This window comes from Paenibacillus camelliae (assembly GCF_023715345.1).
Classification (GTDB): Bacteria; Bacillota; Bacilli; order Paenibacillales; family Paenibacillaceae; genus Pristimantibacillus; species Pristimantibacillus camelliae.
Genome location: NZ_JAMBNY010000012.1, coordinates 138,303 through 156,923, shown reverse-complemented (window position 1 = coordinate 156,923; position 18,621 = coordinate 138,303). Strand labels below are relative to the sequence as shown.

The 18,621-nt window shown below is 43.5% G+C and carries 9 protein-coding genes; 7 read left to right on the top strand and 2 right to left on the bottom strand.

Annotated elements, in window-relative coordinates; translation table 11 throughout:
• Positions 1 to 147: 147 nt before the first annotated feature.
• Both M3180_RS17420 and M3180_RS17415 read right to left on the bottom strand, forming a co-directional pair.
• The gene (locus M3180_RS17420; protein WP_251669821.1) at positions 148 to 1,134 is read right to left on the bottom strand and encodes a hypothetical protein; all 987 of its coding nucleotides are present in this window, start codon (positions 1,132 to 1,134) and stop codon (positions 148 to 150) included.
• Between the two features lie 160 nt (positions 1,135 to 1,294).
• The gene (locus tag M3180_RS17415) at positions 1,295 to 1,903 is read right to left on the bottom strand and encodes a superoxide dismutase (RefSeq protein ID WP_251669819.1); all 609 of its coding nucleotides are present in this window, start codon (positions 1,901 to 1,903) and stop codon (positions 1,295 to 1,297) included.
• A gap of 305 nt (positions 1,904 to 2,208) precedes the next feature.
• On the opposite strand from M3180_RS17415, the gene M3180_RS17410 reads away from it, so the two are divergent.
• The 7 genes from M3180_RS17410 (at position 2,209) to M3180_RS17380 (ending at position 18,615) form a co-directional block, all read left to right on the top strand.
• Positions 2,209 to 2,634 carry a GNAT family N-acetyltransferase gene (locus M3180_RS17410; protein WP_349774493.1) on the top strand — a complete coding sequence of 142 codons (426 nt, stop codon included), beginning with the start codon at positions 2,209 to 2,211 and terminating at the stop codon, positions 2,632 to 2,634.
• A gap of 164 nt (positions 2,635 to 2,798) precedes the next feature.
• The gene (locus tag M3180_RS17405) at positions 2,799 to 3,833 is read left to right on the top strand and encodes an alpha/beta hydrolase family protein (protein WP_251669817.1); all 1,035 of its coding nucleotides are present in this window, start codon (positions 2,799 to 2,801) and stop codon (positions 3,831 to 3,833) included.
• Between the two features lie 453 nt (positions 3,834 to 4,286).
• Positions 4,287 to 12,683, top strand: coding sequence for a SpaA isopeptide-forming pilin-related protein (locus M3180_RS17400; protein WP_251669815.1), 8,397 nt, complete (start codon positions 4,287 to 4,289; stop codon positions 12,681 to 12,683).
• Between the two features lie 107 nt (positions 12,684 to 12,790).
• Positions 12,791 to 13,558, top strand: a complete 768-nt coding sequence (gene srtB, locus M3180_RS17395; protein WP_251669813.1) for a class B sortase — start codon at positions 12,791 to 12,793, stop codon at positions 13,556 to 13,558.
• Between the two features lie 156 nt (positions 13,559 to 13,714).
• A complete protein-coding gene (locus tag M3180_RS17390; RefSeq protein WP_251669810.1) occupies positions 13,715 to 14,314 on the top strand; it encodes a GGDEF domain-containing protein in 600 nt (199 codons plus the stop codon).
• 53 nt (positions 14,315 to 14,367) lie between these two features.
• Positions 14,368 to 15,489 (top strand): response regulator, encoded by a 1,122-nt coding sequence (locus M3180_RS17385; protein WP_251669808.1) that lies wholly within the window; start codon positions 14,368 to 14,370, stop codon positions 15,487 to 15,489.
• Between the two features lie 27 nt (positions 15,490 to 15,516).
• Positions 15,517 to 18,615: an ATP-binding protein gene (locus tag M3180_RS17380; RefSeq protein WP_251669806.1), complete on the top strand. Its 3,099-nt coding sequence runs from the start codon at positions 15,517 to 15,519 to the stop codon at positions 18,613 to 18,615.
• Positions 18,616 to 18,621: the final 6 nt, after the last annotated feature.

Here is an 18,621-nt window from a genome sequence, read left to right as displayed (position 1 = left end):
GTTCTATATCAGTGAATTGTTTCTTGCTCATGATTTCATCCCCCCGCTACTTATACCAGTGTACAAAAAAATACCCATAGCTTAAACACTTTTTTCAAAGTGTCTAGTCTATGGGTACCAGTTTATTGAGCTGCGCCCTTGTTTTATTTAAGCATAGATGAGCTCGATACCAATTTGATCATTTGGCTGCAGCTGGTGACCAAGCGTAGTATCTGAGATCGATCTGCCATCGATACTTATTAAGCAGTCGACATTACCGCCGATACCTACTCCACTTACTGCAAGAATCTGCCCTTGTGGTGACAGCTGAATCACCCCAGTGCTGCTTAGCGCATCGTAAATAGTGATGCCTGGCTCATAATTTAAGCGATAGGAAGCCGTTGCGTTAGGGTACGCGGTACCACCGTTAATGTTCACATAGACTTGCTCATCTCTTGGCCCGCCGATTGGTATCGGAAGTGGTATTGGGAGGACAGGTCCACCCCAAGGTCCAGGGCCGCCCCAAGGTCCAGGTCCACCCCAAGGTCCAGGTCCACCCCAAGGTCCAGGTCCCCAAGGTCCAGGTCCCCAAGGTCCGGGTCCCCAAGGTCCGGGTCCCCAAGGTCCAGGTCCCCAAGGTCCGTGCCCAGGTCCATGTCCAGGTCCGTGTCCAGGTCCATGCCCAGGTCCGTGCCCAGGTCCGTGTCCAGGTCCGTGCCCAGGTCCATGTCCAGGTCCGTGTCCAGGTCCGTGTCCAGAGCCGTGTCCAGGTCCATGCCCAGGTGAAGGTCTTAAATCCGCTATAGCTTCTGCTGCTAATTCAGCAGTAGGCACTGGATTGGCGTCTATGTCGCCCCATTGGCTATTATTCGATTCATCCTCTCGAGGAAAAGCTGGTGTTGGAATAGGTTGAAATAAAGGCTGTGGTTGGTATGGATATGGAGTCGGACCAACTCCCCAAGGACCAGTAGCGTAAGGTCCAGGGCCTCCCCATGGCTGACCATATGGCTGGCCCCAAGGTGTAAATGGACCAGGTCCAATTAGAGGCGGAGCAACAATAGGAGGGAAGGGCAGCACAACTGGAGCGCTACTTGACGCTTGACGGCAATCACATGGATTAGATTTTTTTCGTGAAAAGCTTTGCTTATTACTCATGTAAGTATTCAAACTCCTTTACGAGTGAATTAGGCATTCGTCCTGCAGTAGCTTATGCTGTTGGAAGTTAATGGGTTCCACTCGTAAGGAGATAAATGAACATAAAAAAGCCGTCTGAACATCGTTCAGACGGCTCTTTGCAATGCAGCACGTATCGTAATTATAGAGCTGCTTCGTAGCGTTTTCCAACTTCTTCCCAGTTTACAACGTTCCAGAACGCTGCAATGTAATCAGGGCGTTTGTTTTGATAGTTCAAGTAGTATGCATGCTCCCAAACGTCAAGGCCAAGAACAGGAGTTTTACCTTCCATAATTGGGCTGTCTTGGTTAGGTAGGCTGTATACTTCTAGCTCGCCGTTATTTACAGCAAGGAATGCCCAGCCACTGCCGAAGCGAGTTGTAGCTGCTTTTGCAAATTCAGCCTTGAAGTTTTCAAAGTTACCGAATTTGCTATCAATTGCGTTAGCTAGCTTTCCTGTAGGAGCTCCACCGCCGTTAGGGCCGATTGTTTCCCAGAAAAGGCTATGGTTAGCATGTCCACCACCGTTGTTGCGAACAGCAGTGCGGATTGCTTCAGGAACACTGTCAAGGTCAGCGATTAGCTCCTCAACAGATTTGCTTTGAAGCTCTGGAGCAGATTCCAAAGCACCATTTAGGTTCGTTACGTAAGTATTGTGATGACGACCGTGGTGAATCTCCATCGTCAAAGCGTCGATGTGCGGCTCAAGTGCATTATGAGCGTAAGGTAGAGATGGTAATTGATGTGCCATGTTCGATAACCTCCAATTATTTATGTAGTTACATATTAATTATCTCTGATTTAAGGGAATAAAGCAACATTCGTGTTGAAAAAGTAGAATGCAACTTTAAACGCTATCGAACAGTGTGATACAAAGGCTAAAAATTTATTCATTATAATGTATAAAATAAAGCATTTGAGAGTTTGTGAGAGCGTTTACAAGAAAAATAGATGTTCATTTACAGAATTTCAAGATATAATATGTCTAAATATAAAGGATTTTAATAGAAACTGTCGTTATATTTTTGATACTGAACTTATTAAAAGTAGGTGTAGATGATGAATGTACGTTCGATTCAACTGGCTGATTATCGCCGTATCAAGGAGCTTTTCGAAGAAGTGCTCTCTGAAGAAGTTTGTGAGCAAACTCTAATCGCTTTCGGTCGTCAACTAGGCTGGGATAGTGATCTCGTAATCGTTGCTGAGGCTGACAATGAAATTGTTGGCGTAATCATAGGAACGATTGATAATAATAAAGGCTATTATTATCGTATCGTCATTGCAGAGAGTTATCAGAATAGAGAGATAGACAAGCAGCTTGCTGAAGCATTGAAGCAACGTTTTGATCAAAAGAAAGTATCAAAAATTTATATTACTGCAGATGAGGCTAATGAACCAATTTTTCCTTTGTTCGAATCATTAGGCTTTGCAGCGACGGACTTTATTACATCCTTTAAGAAACTAAGTATTGTAAGCGGGTAACACTCGCATTCTATGTTGGGCATATTTACGAGATTCGTAGATATGCTTTTTTGTTTTTAAATTGCTCCTTCTAGGTGTGAGGTAAAATTTTACATAATCGTGTATATCTAGTATCATTCCAGATATGTAGGCAATTTTCTATTAAGAGAGAGGAAGGTTGAGAGATGAATTGGACCGTTGATGCCTTTTTACAGGAGCTGAACAAGGAAACATCACTTGACCGAGAGCGTAGATTGAATACGCTGTCTGAGCTTGAAAGAAAACAGTATACACTTAATGCCTTAAAGCGAGGATTAGGTCAATTTCCTGAGGATCATATTCCGATGTCTCCACAGCTAATTGAGCGTAAGGAATATGATGAATTTTATATGGAGCGTCTTACCTATACGACGATGCCACATGTTCAAGTGCCAGTGCTTGTTCTAGTCCCGAAAGAGAAGAAGGAACAATATTCTGCTGTATTAGCTTGTCACGGTCATGGGAGTGGATACTATGATGCACTCGGCATGGATGCAGCAGGGAATTGGCTTGATGAACCTGGCATCCACCAGCGCATCGCACTGCAATTGGTGCGTAAGGGATTAATCGTCGTTCTCCCTGAGGTTATGGGGTTTGGAGCTAGACGTGTAGCGAAGGAGATGAATCAGCCTCCCGGAAGTAACTCCTGTGCGACCTTATCTGCACAGCTGCTCATGAATGGAAGGACACTAGCTGGGATGCGTGTATATGAAGCGATGCGTGCACTAGATTATATGCAGACGAGAGCCGATATTAAGCCCGATCGTATTGGTGCATTTGGTTTCTCTGGAGGTTCACTTATTGCAGCCTATACTGCAGTGCTGGATGAGCGAATGAAGGCGATCGTATTGTCAGGCTGGATGAACACCTTTGCGGATAGTATATTGTCGATTCGTCATTGCATCGATAACTATGTGCCTTCATTATTACAGGATGCAGAGCAGACAGATATTGTAGAGCTTCTCGCACCTCGACCGTTGTTTATTGAAGCGGGAGAGCATGATCATATCTTCCCCGTGCAGGCGACAAGACGGGCTGTTAAGCAGCTCGAGGAGCACTACGCTGCGCTAGGAGCCGCACAGCAGCTGGATGCTGACATTCACCCTGGGAAGCATCAAATCTCTGGCGTAAGCTCAGTGCCATGGCTCGTCGATCAGCTTGGGGTAAGCGGATCTGCTTAAATAATTTCGTCCATCATTGAATCATTGATTTCATTATTGATTGTAGATTGAGGGAACCTTGAAAGGCTTGAAGCCTTTAAGGTTCCTTTATTTTTAGGTGTTTTGTACTACTACTGAAGCAGTAATCGTTGTACAGAAATTGTCGAGTACCGTTGTTTATACTAAGGTGAATTTTATAAAAGATAGAAAAGTCATGACGTTATAGGAGGTGAAACAAAGCGTCGATGGCTCATTAAAGAGGCTGTATACACAGATGTCTCCTTATATGACTAGCACGATTACTTGTTTCACATAACGATAAGGGTTCAGAAGTATGCTGCCGAGATAATTAATAAACTGGGGTGAGAGAGGCGAGTCGTTTGCTTGCACTTGTCGCAGCTCTTCCAGTTTAGAAGGCTGCGCATTACCAGCTAACGGTTAAAGATCTCTCCACACCGAGATGGGGAGAGAGGAATGAAAAAGGTTAACATTGCAATGCTTGCTTTGCTGTTAGTGCTCCAGGTATTATTTAGCCCACTTACAGTATTTGCTGAAGGTGACCCTCTTTCATCGCTACCAGCTGCTGGTGAATCAGCCGGCAATGAGACGGTAGAGGAAGTACAAGAGGATACGGAGATTAGTGGCGATGTAAGTACCGAGCCAACTGATGAAACGAATACTGACGAAGGGACAGATGCTGGTTCTGAAGAAGGTACTGGCGAAGGAACAGATGCTGGAACCGAAGAAGGTACTGACGAAGGAACAGATGCTGGCTCTGAAGAAGGTGCTGACGAAGGAACAGATGCTGGAACCGAAGAAGGTGCTGACGAAGAGACGGATGCTGGCTCTGAGGAAGACGCTGGAGGCGAAGTAGATGAAGCAACAGAAGAAGGTACCGAAGAAGATCTACTTGCTTCGCTAATGGCATTGCCAGCTAATATGCAGGCCGATGTTAAGATGAACTTTACCGGTTTGCGTCTATATGACCCTAATGGTCACCTCATTGTGGAAGCTGACGATTTATTCAGCTACTCGGGTCCTAATCCGAAAAAAGGAGATAACGTCTTCTTAAGCTATGTTTTTGAGGTGGAACCAAGTCAAGATTATGGCATTGGCTCGAGCTTTGAATTCCCTATGCCTGCGAACATGATCGAGGAATATTTCGATGGTTCATTCGACCAAGCTAGAAGCCTCGAAGAGACTGGTGACTGGCTTGCCTATCATTCTACTTATGATAGTGATGCTAAGACGGTAACTGTCACACTGGATAGTGAGCTTGAGGAAGGCTCCGTTGGAACGATTCAATTTACATTTAATTCGAGATTCGGCAATTTTGCAGATGAGAATGAGCTAGAGCAGGATTTAATTATTCCGATCGAAGGCGGAGCATCTACGACACTGCCATTTAAGTTTGATCCGCTAGGAAGCGGAAACCTACTTACAAAAAGTGCAGGAGCTATAAACCGTGCGGAAGATGGAACCGTATCAATTCCGTGGACGATATGGGTTAATACAGCTGGTCAGAAGCTAGAGAGTGCTAGTCTAGATGATCTGCCAGATAGTAAGCATGAATTGACCGGGAATATAACGGTAGAGCAGTACAAGGTTGGCTTGAATGGCTTTAATCCAAGTACTTCGGGTGCTCCTGTAGATACGAGGAGTGAGACGGAATTTCCTATTCAGCTTGCAGACGGTTATTACGCTTACAAGATTACCTATGATACTGTTGTGACAGCTAGCCCAACAACATCAAGCGAGAATTACACGAACACAGCGACACTTACGGGAGACGACATACCGGGAAATACAACTGCAGGTGCCTCTCAATCGGTTAGTTACGGCCCGAGCCTTGCTAAATCGCAAACTGGAGATAAATACAAGTCCAAATGGTCCGTTAAGTATAACTGGCTAGGACAGAAAATTGATGCTGATGATGCTAAGCTGACAGATACGATATCCACACCAGGTGCAACAGGCAAGCACATCATTGATTACACAAGCTTAAAGGTGTATCGTGTAACGCTATCTGCCGATGGTCAATCTGCAGAAAGCTTAACAGAACTTGGTGAAGGAGCAGAATATAGCTTTAATGGGTCTAAGGCAGATGACCGCTTTACTTTGGACTTCAGCGGAGATGCGAACAGTGACGGTGATGTAGCGGCGGCTTATCTTATCGAATATGAAACAGTGCTTGAGGATGAATTCGTAACGAACGCCAACAGTGGGACCGTAACCAATACAGTGACGAGAGCCGATAACGATGAAGCTAAATCAGCAACGGTTACGCTATCACCGAACATCTTCAATAAGTCTCGCGGGACGATTGACTATGTAAACAAAACGATTACATGGACATTGACGATTAACGCAGAGAAGGATCTGAAGAACTTCACAATAAGCGACAGCTTTACGACGGAGAATAAAGCTGGTGACTCATTACAGCATACACTAACAACATGGGATGGAACGGATCTATATCGTGTTACAGGTGCTAACGAGCTATCGTACAGCATTACCGATCAGGATGGCAATGCACCAACAGCTGGAAATGCAGGCTTTGAAATAGCATTTACAGATGATATCCCACAAGGTACCACCGTTAGGATTCAATACAAAACAAAGTTTGACGTAAAGTCAAATGGTGGTGTCGCTAACGCATATATCAACACAGCAAATGCTTCGTGGGATGGTGCTTTAAGCACCGATAATAAAGCGAACAGAACAGAGGATTATACTCCTGACCCAAGCTCGCCAACCTTTAACAACGGCTATAAGCGTGTATCGGTCGACAACAGCGTGCAAGAGATGTCATGGCGCATCGCGGTAAATATCAATAAGCAGAATTTAAACAATGCTACGGTGACTGATACTTTAGGTGCTGGTCACTATATTGCTGTGCCTGATGGTGAAACCTTGCAGGAGCAATTTACAATCACTCGATTGAATCTAGCATCATCAGAGGATGGGCAAAAAACAGCGTCTCAACTAAGTACTTCAAAGTGGAGCATTGACCCAGCCTTAACGGATGGCAAAGTAACAGGCTTCGTCATTACCTTTGCTGGCTTAACGGCAAGTGAAAACAATGAAGCCTACTTGATCGAGTATAAAACAAAGGACGCTGACGATATTTACGGTCAAAGCACAGGAGACGCTAGCAGGTATACGAACACGGCTATACTCGCTACTCCTGACAGCGGAAGCTATAGATATGATGCGACTGCAACCATTACTAATCGTGCGAACGAGCTCATTACGAAGTCAGCATCTATACTTCCAGCACAAGACATTATTAATTGGACAGTTATCGTCAATGCGTCTAATTCGCAGCTAGGGGAAATTGTACTTACAGATAAGCCATCTGCCAATCAATTGCTCCTGCTAGATACATTCAAAAAGCAAGAAATTAAATTAAACGCAGGCGGCACCTCAGTAAATGTAGGAGGCATAACTGAAATTAATGCAAGCGAGATCAGCGTTCAAGGTGACGGGAGCTTCAGCATTAATTTAGGAGATCTCAGTGGAAAAGGCTACATTATAACGTACTCCACCTATTTCTTGGGTGACGGTAATGAAGGTGAAGATGTTTCCAATGAAGCATCAATCGGCTACGCAGCAGCTGAGGGAAGCGGCACGAGCGACAAAGGCAAAGACCTTAAACTCTTCAAATACGACTTTTCAGATACAAGTGCTTCAGGTGCTAAGGGTACGCTACAGGTGAACAAGTTCAAAGTAAACCCTTTAACTGGAGAAACTGACGTGCTTGCAGGAGTTAAGTTTGAGCTTTGGAATAAAGCCAACACAATTAAGCTATATGAAGGAATAACGAATGTAGATGGTATAGTTGCATTCGAACAGGTGCGTTACGGAAAGTACATCCTGAAGGAGGAAACACCGACAGGCTATATCACTGCTTCAGACATTGAAATAACGATGAGTGCGGCGCTTGATATGGTTGTAGGTGGAAGTCCCTATGTTGTCAACAATATTGAGGATGTAGATCTTTCAGGGGCATGTCCGGCATTTACTCTAACGGTTAAAAATATGGATGGACAGCTCGAAGCTAATAAAGTAATTACGCTGCTGGATGGTAACGGTACTGTCGTCTACACAGGCACGACTAACGCCTTAGGGCAGTTAACCGATATTAATCGTCCAGGTACGACGGGCACGTTCGTTCAAGCTGGTGTGTACACCGTGAAGGATGCAGATGATGTTGTTCTAGGTACGGTGATCGTGAACTATACCAATGGCGATTGTCAAGGTGAAGTGCAGCCAATTCCAGCGTGTCCGACCTTTACCATTGTTGTACACAATGAAGACAATGATGTTCGTCCAGATGTAACGGTTATCTTGAAAAACTCTGCAGGCGACATCATTACTACAACGATAACAGATGAGAATGGTAAGTTTACCGTGCCAGTTACAACTCCAGCAGGCACCTATAAGCTGTATGAGGATAGACAGTATTTAGGTGAAGTTGTCATTAGCTATCAGAATGGCAATTGTGAAGCAGAATTGAATGTGGCAAGAGTATGTGAAACATTTATATTAACTGTATATGATGCTGATGGCAGAGCAAACGCCAATGCTTCTGTAACGATCATCGATAAAGATGATCCATCCAATACAGTAACACCAATGACCCCAACGGATAGTGAAGGTAAAGTAGCTATTGCCAATCTTTCACCAGGGACTTACCTTGTCAACGTAAACGGCACACAGGTTGGAGAATTTATCGTAGGTTCAGATTGCGAAGCAGTCGTACAGCCACCAATCGCATGCCCGACCTTTGTCGTGACACTGTCCGATGAGGATGGCCTAGTGACAGCAGGTACGGAAGTGACGCTGACGAATACAGCGACGAATGCAGCCTTTACGAGAACGGTAAATGGAAGCGGTGAAGTATCCTTCCTATCTAGCTTAGGTGATGTGCCACCAGGCGAGTATGAGGTAGCTATTGCCTCTGGAAGCGATGCAGGTAAAGTCCTAGGCACATTTACAGTGACCTATACTGGGAATTGTGAAGCGGAGGTTGTAAAGCCGCGTGCATGTACGGTATTTGAGATTACCGTCATTGCTCCAAATGGAACGACGCCAAAAGCGAACACGAGAGTGATCGTGAAGGACAGCGCAGATGCTGAAGTATTCAACGGCATGACAAGTGCAGAGGGTAAGATTGCGCTGCCGGCCAACCAAGCAGTTGGCACATACACCGTACATGAAGTACTGCCAGATCAAAGCTTGGAGCAGCTTGGTAGTGTTAACGTATCGTACAAGGATGATTGTCAGGCTGTTGTTATGAAAAATGCATGTCCAACCTACACATTAACCGTAAACAATAGCGATGCTACTTCATTCGCTGCAGGCGTGAACATCGACATTAAGAATCAAGCCGGCGATGTTGTAGCAACGGGCGTTACGGATGCAGCTGGGCAGATTGTGTTCAGCGATAAAGCAAAGCTGCAGCAGGGTGAAACCTATACAGCATACGTTAGCCAATCAGGTGTAGAGCTAGGTGACTTTACAGTTAGCTACATTGATGAAATCTGTGGTGCAACGCTGCAAACTCCAGCGAATGCTTGCCCATTAGTAACCATTACAGTACATGATGAGGATGGAAATCCACGTCCAGATGTAAGGGTAACGTTGAAGGATTTGTCTAACACGACGATTGCAAGTGAAACGACAAATGCAGACGGAAAATTCGTCGTACCAGCTACCACACCGGCAGGTACGTATAAGCTGTACGAGGATAAGCAGCTTGTAGGCGAAGTCGTCATTAGCTATCAGAACGGGAACTGTGAAGCGGTACTGAATCCGCAAGATATTGCAAGAGTATGTGAAACATTCGCATTAACTGTGCATGACCAAAATGGCAACACTCGCAGTGCTGCAGCCGTTACGATTGTTAGCAAAGCTACGAATACGGTCGTTGCAACGATGACTACCGATTCAGATGGTATAGTGCTGCTATCCAATCTAGCGCCTGGCGCTTATGAGGTCTATGAAGCTAGCACTAAGCTAGGAGAATTTGCAGTAGGAACGGATTGCGAAGCAGTCGTACAGCCGCCAATCGCATGCCCGACCTTTGTCGTGACACTGTCCGATGAGGATGGCTTAGTGACAGCAGGTACGGAAGTGACGCTGACGAATACAGTGACGAATGCAGCCTTTACGAGAACGGTAAATGGAAGCGGTGAAGTATCCTTCCTATCTAGCTTAGGTGATGTGCCACCAGGCGAGTATGAGGTAGCTATTGCCTCTGGAAGCGATGCAGGTAAAGTGCTAGGCACATTTACAGTGACCTATACTGGGAATTGTGAAGCGGAGGTTGTAAAGCCGCGTGCATGTACGGTATTTGAGATTACCGTCATTGCTCCAAATGGAACGACGCCAAAAGCGAACACGAGAGTGATCGTGAAGGACAGCGCAGATGCTGAAGTATTCAACGGCATGACAAGTGCAGAGGGTAAGATTGCGCTGCCGGCCAACCAAGCAGTTGGCACATACACCGTATATGAAGTACTGCCAGATCAAAGCTTGGAGCAGCTTGGTAGTGTTAACGTATCGTACAAGGATGATTGTCAGGCTGTTGTTATGAAAAATGCATGTCCAACCTACACATTAACCGTAAACAATAGCGATGCTACTTCATTCGCTGCAGGCGTGAACATCGACATTAAGAATCAAGCCGGCGATGTTGTAGCAACGGGCGTTACGGATGCAGCTGGGCAGATTGTGTTCAGCGATAAAGCAAAGCTGCAGCAGGGTGAAACCTATACAGCATACGTTAGCCAATCAGGTGTAGAGCTAGGTGACTTTACAGTTAGCGACATTGATGAAATCTGTGGTGCAACGCTGCAAACTCCAGCGAATGCTTGCCCATTAGTAACCATTACAGTACATGATGAGGATGGAAATCCACGTCCAGATGTAAGGGTAACGTTGAAGGATTTGTCTAACACGACGATTGCAAGTGAAACGACAAATGCAGACGGAAAATTCGTCGTACCAGCTACCACACCGGCAGGTACGTATAAGCTGTACGAGGATAAGCAGCTTGTAGGCGAAGTCGTCATTAGCTATCAGAACGGGAACTGTGAAGCGGTACTGAATCCGCAAGATATTGCAAGAGTATGTGAAACATTCGCATTAACTGTGCATGACCAAAATGGCAACACTCGCAGTGCTGCAGCCGTTACGATTGTCAGCAAGGCTACGAATACGGTCGTTGCAACGATGACTACCGATTCAGAGGGCAGAGTGCAGCTATCCAATCTAGCGCCTGGCGCCTATGAGGTCTATGAAGCTAGCACTAAGCTAGGAGAATTTATCGTAGGAACGGATTGCGAAGCGACCGTACAGCCGCCAATCGCATGTCCAACCTTTGTCGTGACACTTTCAGATGAGGATGGTCTAGTGACAGCAGGTACGGAAGTGACGCTTACCAATACAGCGACGAATGCAGCCTTTATGAGAACGGTAAATGGAAGCGGTGAAGTATCCTTCCAATCTAGCTTAGGTGATGTGCCACCAGGCGAGTATGAGGTAGCTATTGCCTCTGGAAGCCATGCAGGTAAAGTGCTAGGCACATTTACAGTGACCTATACTGGGAATTGTGAAGCGGAGGTTGTAAAGCCGCGTGCATGTACTGTATTTGAGATTACTGTCATTACGCCAAATGGAACGACGCCAAAAGCGAACACAAGAGTGATCGTGAAGGACAGCGCAGATGCTGAAGTATTCAACGGTATGACAAGCGCAGAGGGTAAGATTATGCTGCCGGCCAACCAAGCCGTTGGTCAAGTAACTGTATATGAAGCAAATGATGATGGAACCGCAGGTGAAGAGCTTGGCCGCGTTAATGTTACGTACAGACAAGATTGTCAGGGTATCGTAATGAAGAATGCATGTCCAACCTTTACACTAGTTGTTATTGACAATGACTTGTCTGCTGTAGGAGCAGGAGTTAAAGTGACAATTGTTAATAAAGCAGGTGAGATTGTCGAAGCGGGTGTAACGAACACCGATGGAAAGATCGTGTTTAACGATAAGGCAAAGCTGCAGCATGGAGTCACATATACCGTACTGAATGAGTCCGGTATTGAGCTCGGCAATATCACAGTGAATTATATTAACGAGACATGCGAAGCAGCTGTTCAGGTACCAGTGAATGCTTGCCCTGTATTCACATTAATTGTTCAGAACATGTATGGTCAAACACGTGAGGGTGTTTCCTTCGAAATTAGAAATACAGAAGGAGCAGTTATTGCAGCTGGCACTACTGATGAAAATGGTGAAGCGGTTATCCCGTATACTGTTGAGCCAGGTGTTTACTATGTATACGAAGGCACTAGCTATGTAGGGACTATTAACGTTGGAGAGCAATGCAGTGCGTTAGTGAAGCCTTATGTACCGCAAGGACCAGTACCGACTCCGGATGTTAGCCCAGAGCCTGCACCAGAGCCAACGCCAGAAACAGATCCAGAGCCAACACCAGAAGGTGACACAGAGCCAACGGTCGAGACTGATCCAGAGTCAACACCAGATGCTGATCATTCAGAGTCAACACCAGATACTGATCAATCACCAACACCAGAAGGAACACCTGAACCAACTACGCCAGAGCAAAATGCTGATGTAAGTCCGGTTCAAACACAAAAGCCTAAACCAGATTCCATTACAGCTGGGAAAGAAGAGACAGCAAGCAACCATTCAGCTGCTCCAGCGGGTAAAGGTGTAGGTAGTGCTAAGAATGAGCTTCCGAAAACAGGAGATTCTATTTCATTGATGATTTGGTTATTTATCGGAAGTGCGTTGCTTCTAATCGCGATACTATTACGTGGCAAGCGTAGAATGCATAGCGAGTAAAAAGTTTTGCAGTGAACGTTCTGCAATGATTCAAAGGTATTACATTACATGTAGGATGCGTACAGTAGGTGTACGCATCCTTTGTTCATGAAAGGAGAATGCTTAAGGTGAGGCTGATTAAAAGGTTGCTGCTCATCATCTTAACGGGCATTTTTATATATAGTGGGGCTCATATCGTCATGTATCTGTATGATGGTTATAAAAGCAATACATTGCATGCTCGCTTGAAGCAGCAGTATACGATAGGATTACAAGCTGAGCATGCTGCAGTACCGATTGGGAATGAAACTGAAAGCAAAGCTCAAGCTATGCAGCAGCGAGGTGCAGATAAATTTAAGAGCTTACTAGAGATAAATTCTGACACTGTAGGCTGGATAAGCATTGCGGGAACAAAGATTGATTATCCCGTCGTAAAGTATAGTGATAATGATTACTACTTAAACCATGATATAGAGCGTAAACGATCATTGCGCGGTGCAATTTTCATGGACTATCGTAATGAGGATATTACGAAGGATGCTCATACCGTTATTTATGGTCATCACATGAAGGACGGCAGTATGTTTGGTGAATTATCCAATTATAAAAACGAAGCATATTACAATGAGAGAGACATTATTGAATTTGACGGCTTGGAGCAGTCTACCACATGGAAGATATTTTCGGTGTATACGTATACGCCACAGCATCAATTTTTTCAATTTGAATTTAATAATGAGCAAGAATACAGTGAATATTTACAAAAAATCATTGCTGAATCGAGCTACGATACAGGTGTCAACGTTTCAACGCAAGATCAAATCCTTACGCTAGTAACATGCACATACGAAGTAAGCGATGCGAGATTTATTGTTCACGCTAAAAGAATAGATTGACGTAAATGAAGTATCTATACTTGCTAAGAAATTGTCTAGTTCTATCATGTATAGTTTTGTACGAGTTAAAGGTTTTGCATCCCGCTTAATGTTTGCGGGATGTATTTTTTGTTTATTTAGGTAATTCCTTGTATTATTGGAGTGATGGATGTTTCTATGGAAGCTAATATATTTATACAAAATGGTTGGATGCTAACACTAGCAATCATTATTCAAGTCTTACTAATCATATTGGTAGCTGCACTTTTTGAACGAAATAGATTGAAAAAGCTAGCCTATTGGGATTCAGTTACTGGCTTGCCTAACCGTAATGAATTGAATCGTATGCTAAGAACGCCTAAAGGAAATATAAAGACGGCAATTTTATTTCTAGATTTAGATCGTTTTAAAGTTATTAATGATACGTGGGGACATGGCGCTGGTGATAGTCTGGTAAAGGAAGTAGGGAAAAGACTAAAGCAATTTGTCACTTCCGAACAGCAAGTGTATCGGTATGGAGGCGATGAATTTATTTTCGTGATAAAGGGCAAAAGCGTGGATCATGCGGAGCAATTAGCGGGTCTGATCCTTCAAAGTATACAGAATGAGTATCAAATTGGTGGTTTTGAGTTCAATATTACAGTAAGTATAGGAATTAGCCTCGGAAGTGCTCATGATGCTAATTACAGCGACCTGCTGCAACAGGCTGATAAAGCGATGTATCAAGCCAAAAAGTTAGGAGAAAATCGCTATTGTTTATATTCGGAATCGAACTAATTAAAATAACTTAGGCTTTACCACGTTTTTTGCGTGTATAGGAGGAAAGTTTTATGAAGGTTATTGTTGTTGACGATGAACAGCTAGCACTTGCTCGTATGGAAAAATTAATAGAGGAAATTGAAGGTGTACAGTTGATCGGGACATTCATAGATCCTCATCGAGCGCTAGATGCAATAAAGAAAGAACAACCGGATATCGTTTTTCTCGATATCGAAATGCCTGAAATAAATGGGATAGAACTAGCTGAAAAAATCCAGAACTTCAATTCGTCGGTTCATATTGTATTTATTACGGCTTATAGCAATTATGCCATTAAAGCCTTTGAGATTAATGCACTTGACTACCTTCTTAAGCCGATCATGCGAGATCGATTATTGAAAACAATCAGTCGCCTAAGAGACACGCGCCCAGTTAGTGCCCATACTTCTCACGAGCAAAGGGTATGCTGCTTCAAATCTCTCAATTTTATCGGTGATGGGGAGCAGAAGCTTAATGTCCGCTGGAGAACAAGCAAGACCAAGGAGTTATTTTTATTTCTACTTCAACATCGGCAAAAGCTTATTCGTAAGGAGGTTATCATTGACACATTTTGGCCTGAAATGAACTGGGATAAAGCTTTTACGCACTTATACTCAACGATTTATCATATTCGTAAAGCACTAGAGTCCATAGGCTTTAATATAAAAATATTAAATTATGAAGATGGGTACATATTGGATTTGAACGGCGTGCGGCTTGATGTAGATGAATGGGAAAATGGTTTAAAAGAGCTTCCCCCGATTAATAGCGGGACGATACCTATGCATAAAAAGCTGATTTATTTGTATCAGGGAGAATATTTAGCGGAAACGGACTATACCTGGTCAGAGGCTGAAAGAGAGAGAATTAGATCACTCTGGTTTGGTCATTCCAAGAAGCTTGCAGATTATTATACATCGGTAGGAGAATTTAACGAAGCCATTACCGTATATCATAAAATTCAGGAGCTATATCCTTATGCAGAAGTCAGTTATCTAATGTTGATGAAGCTATATAATAAACTTTCTAATCGCTATCAGGTTGAGTATCAATATCATAAGATGACAGAGATGCTGAAGAACCAATTTAATGTCTCACCTAGCGCTGAGGTACAGAAATGGTATGAGCGCTGGAAGGAAAAGCAAGCTACGTAAAATAGGAAAGGAATTCAGGATGCCACTTTGAATAAATTAAATAAGATACGGATGAAAAGATTCGTAAGTTTAACCGTAATGTTTTTACTAGTGCTTTCTGTTTTTCGTTTAGTATGGTTTTATTCGTTCACAACACCGGAACACCCAAAGGTCAATCGAGGAGTATTGGATCTTAAAGGCTGGAGCCATTTATCTGACCACATCGTTTCTTTAGAGGGGAAATGGGAATTTTTACCTGGGGTTTTTCTGTATAATGAGATAACAGATGTCTCTTCCATTGTACCTGCTAACGAATTTATTTCAGTTCCTGGTACATGGAGCTTTACGGATAAATCTTCAGATAAGCACGGATATGGTACGTACCGAATGAGGATTAAGCTGGATCCCAATCAAGAAGAACGATATTCTATCCATTTTCCTAAAATCAGTAGTGCAGCGGAAGTGTTTATTAATGGTGAACTGGTATATAAATTAGGTAAAGTTGCTGTCAATAAGCAGGAAAGTCAACCGAGGAATGCGCCCTTTACTGTTCATTTAGAAATCGATAAGTTGGAGGAGATAGAACTCGTTATTCATGTAACCAATTTTGATGATTTTTTATATGGTGGGTTGATTGCATCACCAATCTTTGGGACTGAACAGAATATTGAAAAAAGCTTAACGATTGATTTAGCTGTCGTTCTTTTCTCCTGTGCGATTTACTTAGTTAATGCCCTTTATGCGCTTATCATTTATATAATGGGCTTTCGTAATAGACGAGACAATCGCCTGTTATATTTTTCTTTAATGATTGGCATCGTTATTTTTATTACGTTACTTACAGAAAGGTTATTATCTGTTTGGCTTGATATGAATTTTGAGTCGAGCTACAGAGCAATTAATGTAGGGTTGATTGCTGGTGGATATTTGATGCTAAAGCTTACCAGAGGGCATCTTCCAAAATTGCTGCAAGTTCGTTGGTATGGCCGATATGTGAAGCTTATGGGGATATTAGGATTGTTATCTGTCATGGCCCCCCTTCGGTTCATTATACCCATAACACATGTCAACTGCTTTATCGCGTTAGGACCATGTTTAGTAGCCATCTTGTATGCTGCCAAAACGATTAGCCGGTTGAACCGGGATCATTTATTTCTGTATTTCGGAACGCTAGCGGCAGTGTACAGTTTAATTTGGCTCATGATTATCGAGATCTTTAATATCCAATTTAAATCCTATCCTTTTGATCTCCTCATTGCAGTTGTCTGTTACTCCATGTACTTTATAAAACAATATTTTCTAGCGCTTGATCAAACCGAACAAATGATGGCAGAGCTTCAACAAGCGGATAGAAACAAAGATAGATTTTTAGTTACGGTTGCGCATGAGATGAAAAATCCACTTCATAGCATAATGAATATATCCCAAAGTGTAATCGATAGAGAGAGTAGTAATCTGAACGAGCAAAGCGATCGTGATCTAAAGCTATTAGTAACGGTCGGACGACGAATGTCCCTCATATTGAATGAATTGCTAGAATTGGAGAGAGGGTATGTAAAGCGTGATGCCATCGAGTTAAAGGAGACATCCGTTCATAGCATCGCGGAATCCGTGGTGGACATGCTCCGGTTAATGGCGGACGCTAAAAAACTGCGACTAGTTAATCACATACCGGCTAATTTTCCTAACGTTCTTGCAGATGAACAAAAGCTGTATCAGATTTTATTCAACCTTATTCATAATGCGGTTAAATTTACATATGTCGGTGAGGTTTCCATTCATGCAGTTGCTACAGACAAGAGGGCAACAATATCCGTGAGGGATGACGGAGTAGGCATCGAGGAGGAGTATGTAGATCGTATATTTGAACCCTATAAAGGAAAGCTAGCCTCTCGTGTACAGCATGAGGAAGGCTTAGGAATTGGCTTAAGCATTTGTAAGCAGCTAGTTGAAATCCATGGTGGAGAGCTGAAGGTAGACTCGACGTTAGGCGAGGGTTCAGTTTTTTCATTTTCACTTAGATTATCTCCCAGCAATCAGCTGGAAGAGACCGCAGCAGGCATTGATGCTGCTATAGACAAGTATCAAATCGAGGTCTCTACAGAGCTTACTAGTCCGCAATTGAGTAACGAGAACCAAAGTACCGGTATCCATCAGAATAATATTCGAATATTGACCGTTGATGATGATCCTGTCAACTTAAAGGTGCTTGAAAGTATTTTTTCATTGGTCCCTTACGAGGTGTATAGCGTAACGAATGGAGAAGATGCTTTAGCGTTGCTCAATAAAGGTAACTGGGATCTGGTTATTGCTGATGTGATGATGCCACAGATGTCTGGCTATGAATTAACTGCACGCATTAGAGAGAGGTACACAATGTCAGAGCTTCCAATTCTGCTATTAACCGCATACAACCAAGAGGAAGGGATTGAAGCTGGCTTTAGAGTGGGAGCGAATGACTATGTTGCGAAGCCGATGAATGCAATAGAGCTTGTCTCTCGAGTGAAATCGCTTATACATATGAAACGGTCGACGAGTGAAAAAATGCGTATGGAAGCAGCTTGGCTGCAAGCACAAATCAAGCCGCATTTTATGATAAATACCTTTCATTCTATTGCCGCGCTTGGCAGAATTGATCTGGACCAGATGGATCATCTGATTGATGAGCTATCCCAATATGTAAGGCTGAGTATCGACTTTCAAAACTCTGAGGGATTGGCTCCTATCGATATTGAGCTTGAGCTTGTTCGAGCTTATCTCTCCATCCAGCAGAGACGCTTTGGCAATCGAATACAGGTGATATGGCAAGTGGATGAATCGATTGACATAAACATTCCCCCGTTGACCATTCAGCCAATTGTAGAGAATGCCATATCACACGGCATACTGAAACGAGTCTCTGGAGGCAGGATAACGATAAGCATTGCAGATCACGGTGATTCTGTCTCCGTAACGGTAGAGGATAATGGACTTGGGATGAGTAAAGCGACTTTACACGGATTGCTGGATCAAGCAGCTAATCATAAAGGAATTGGCTTGCTAAACACTGATCGGCGGTTGAAGCGAGAATATGGCTGTGGGCTCACCATGAAGAGTGAAGAAGGAAAAGGTACGTCGGTTTCATTTCGTATACCGAAGAGGGGATAGATGAAA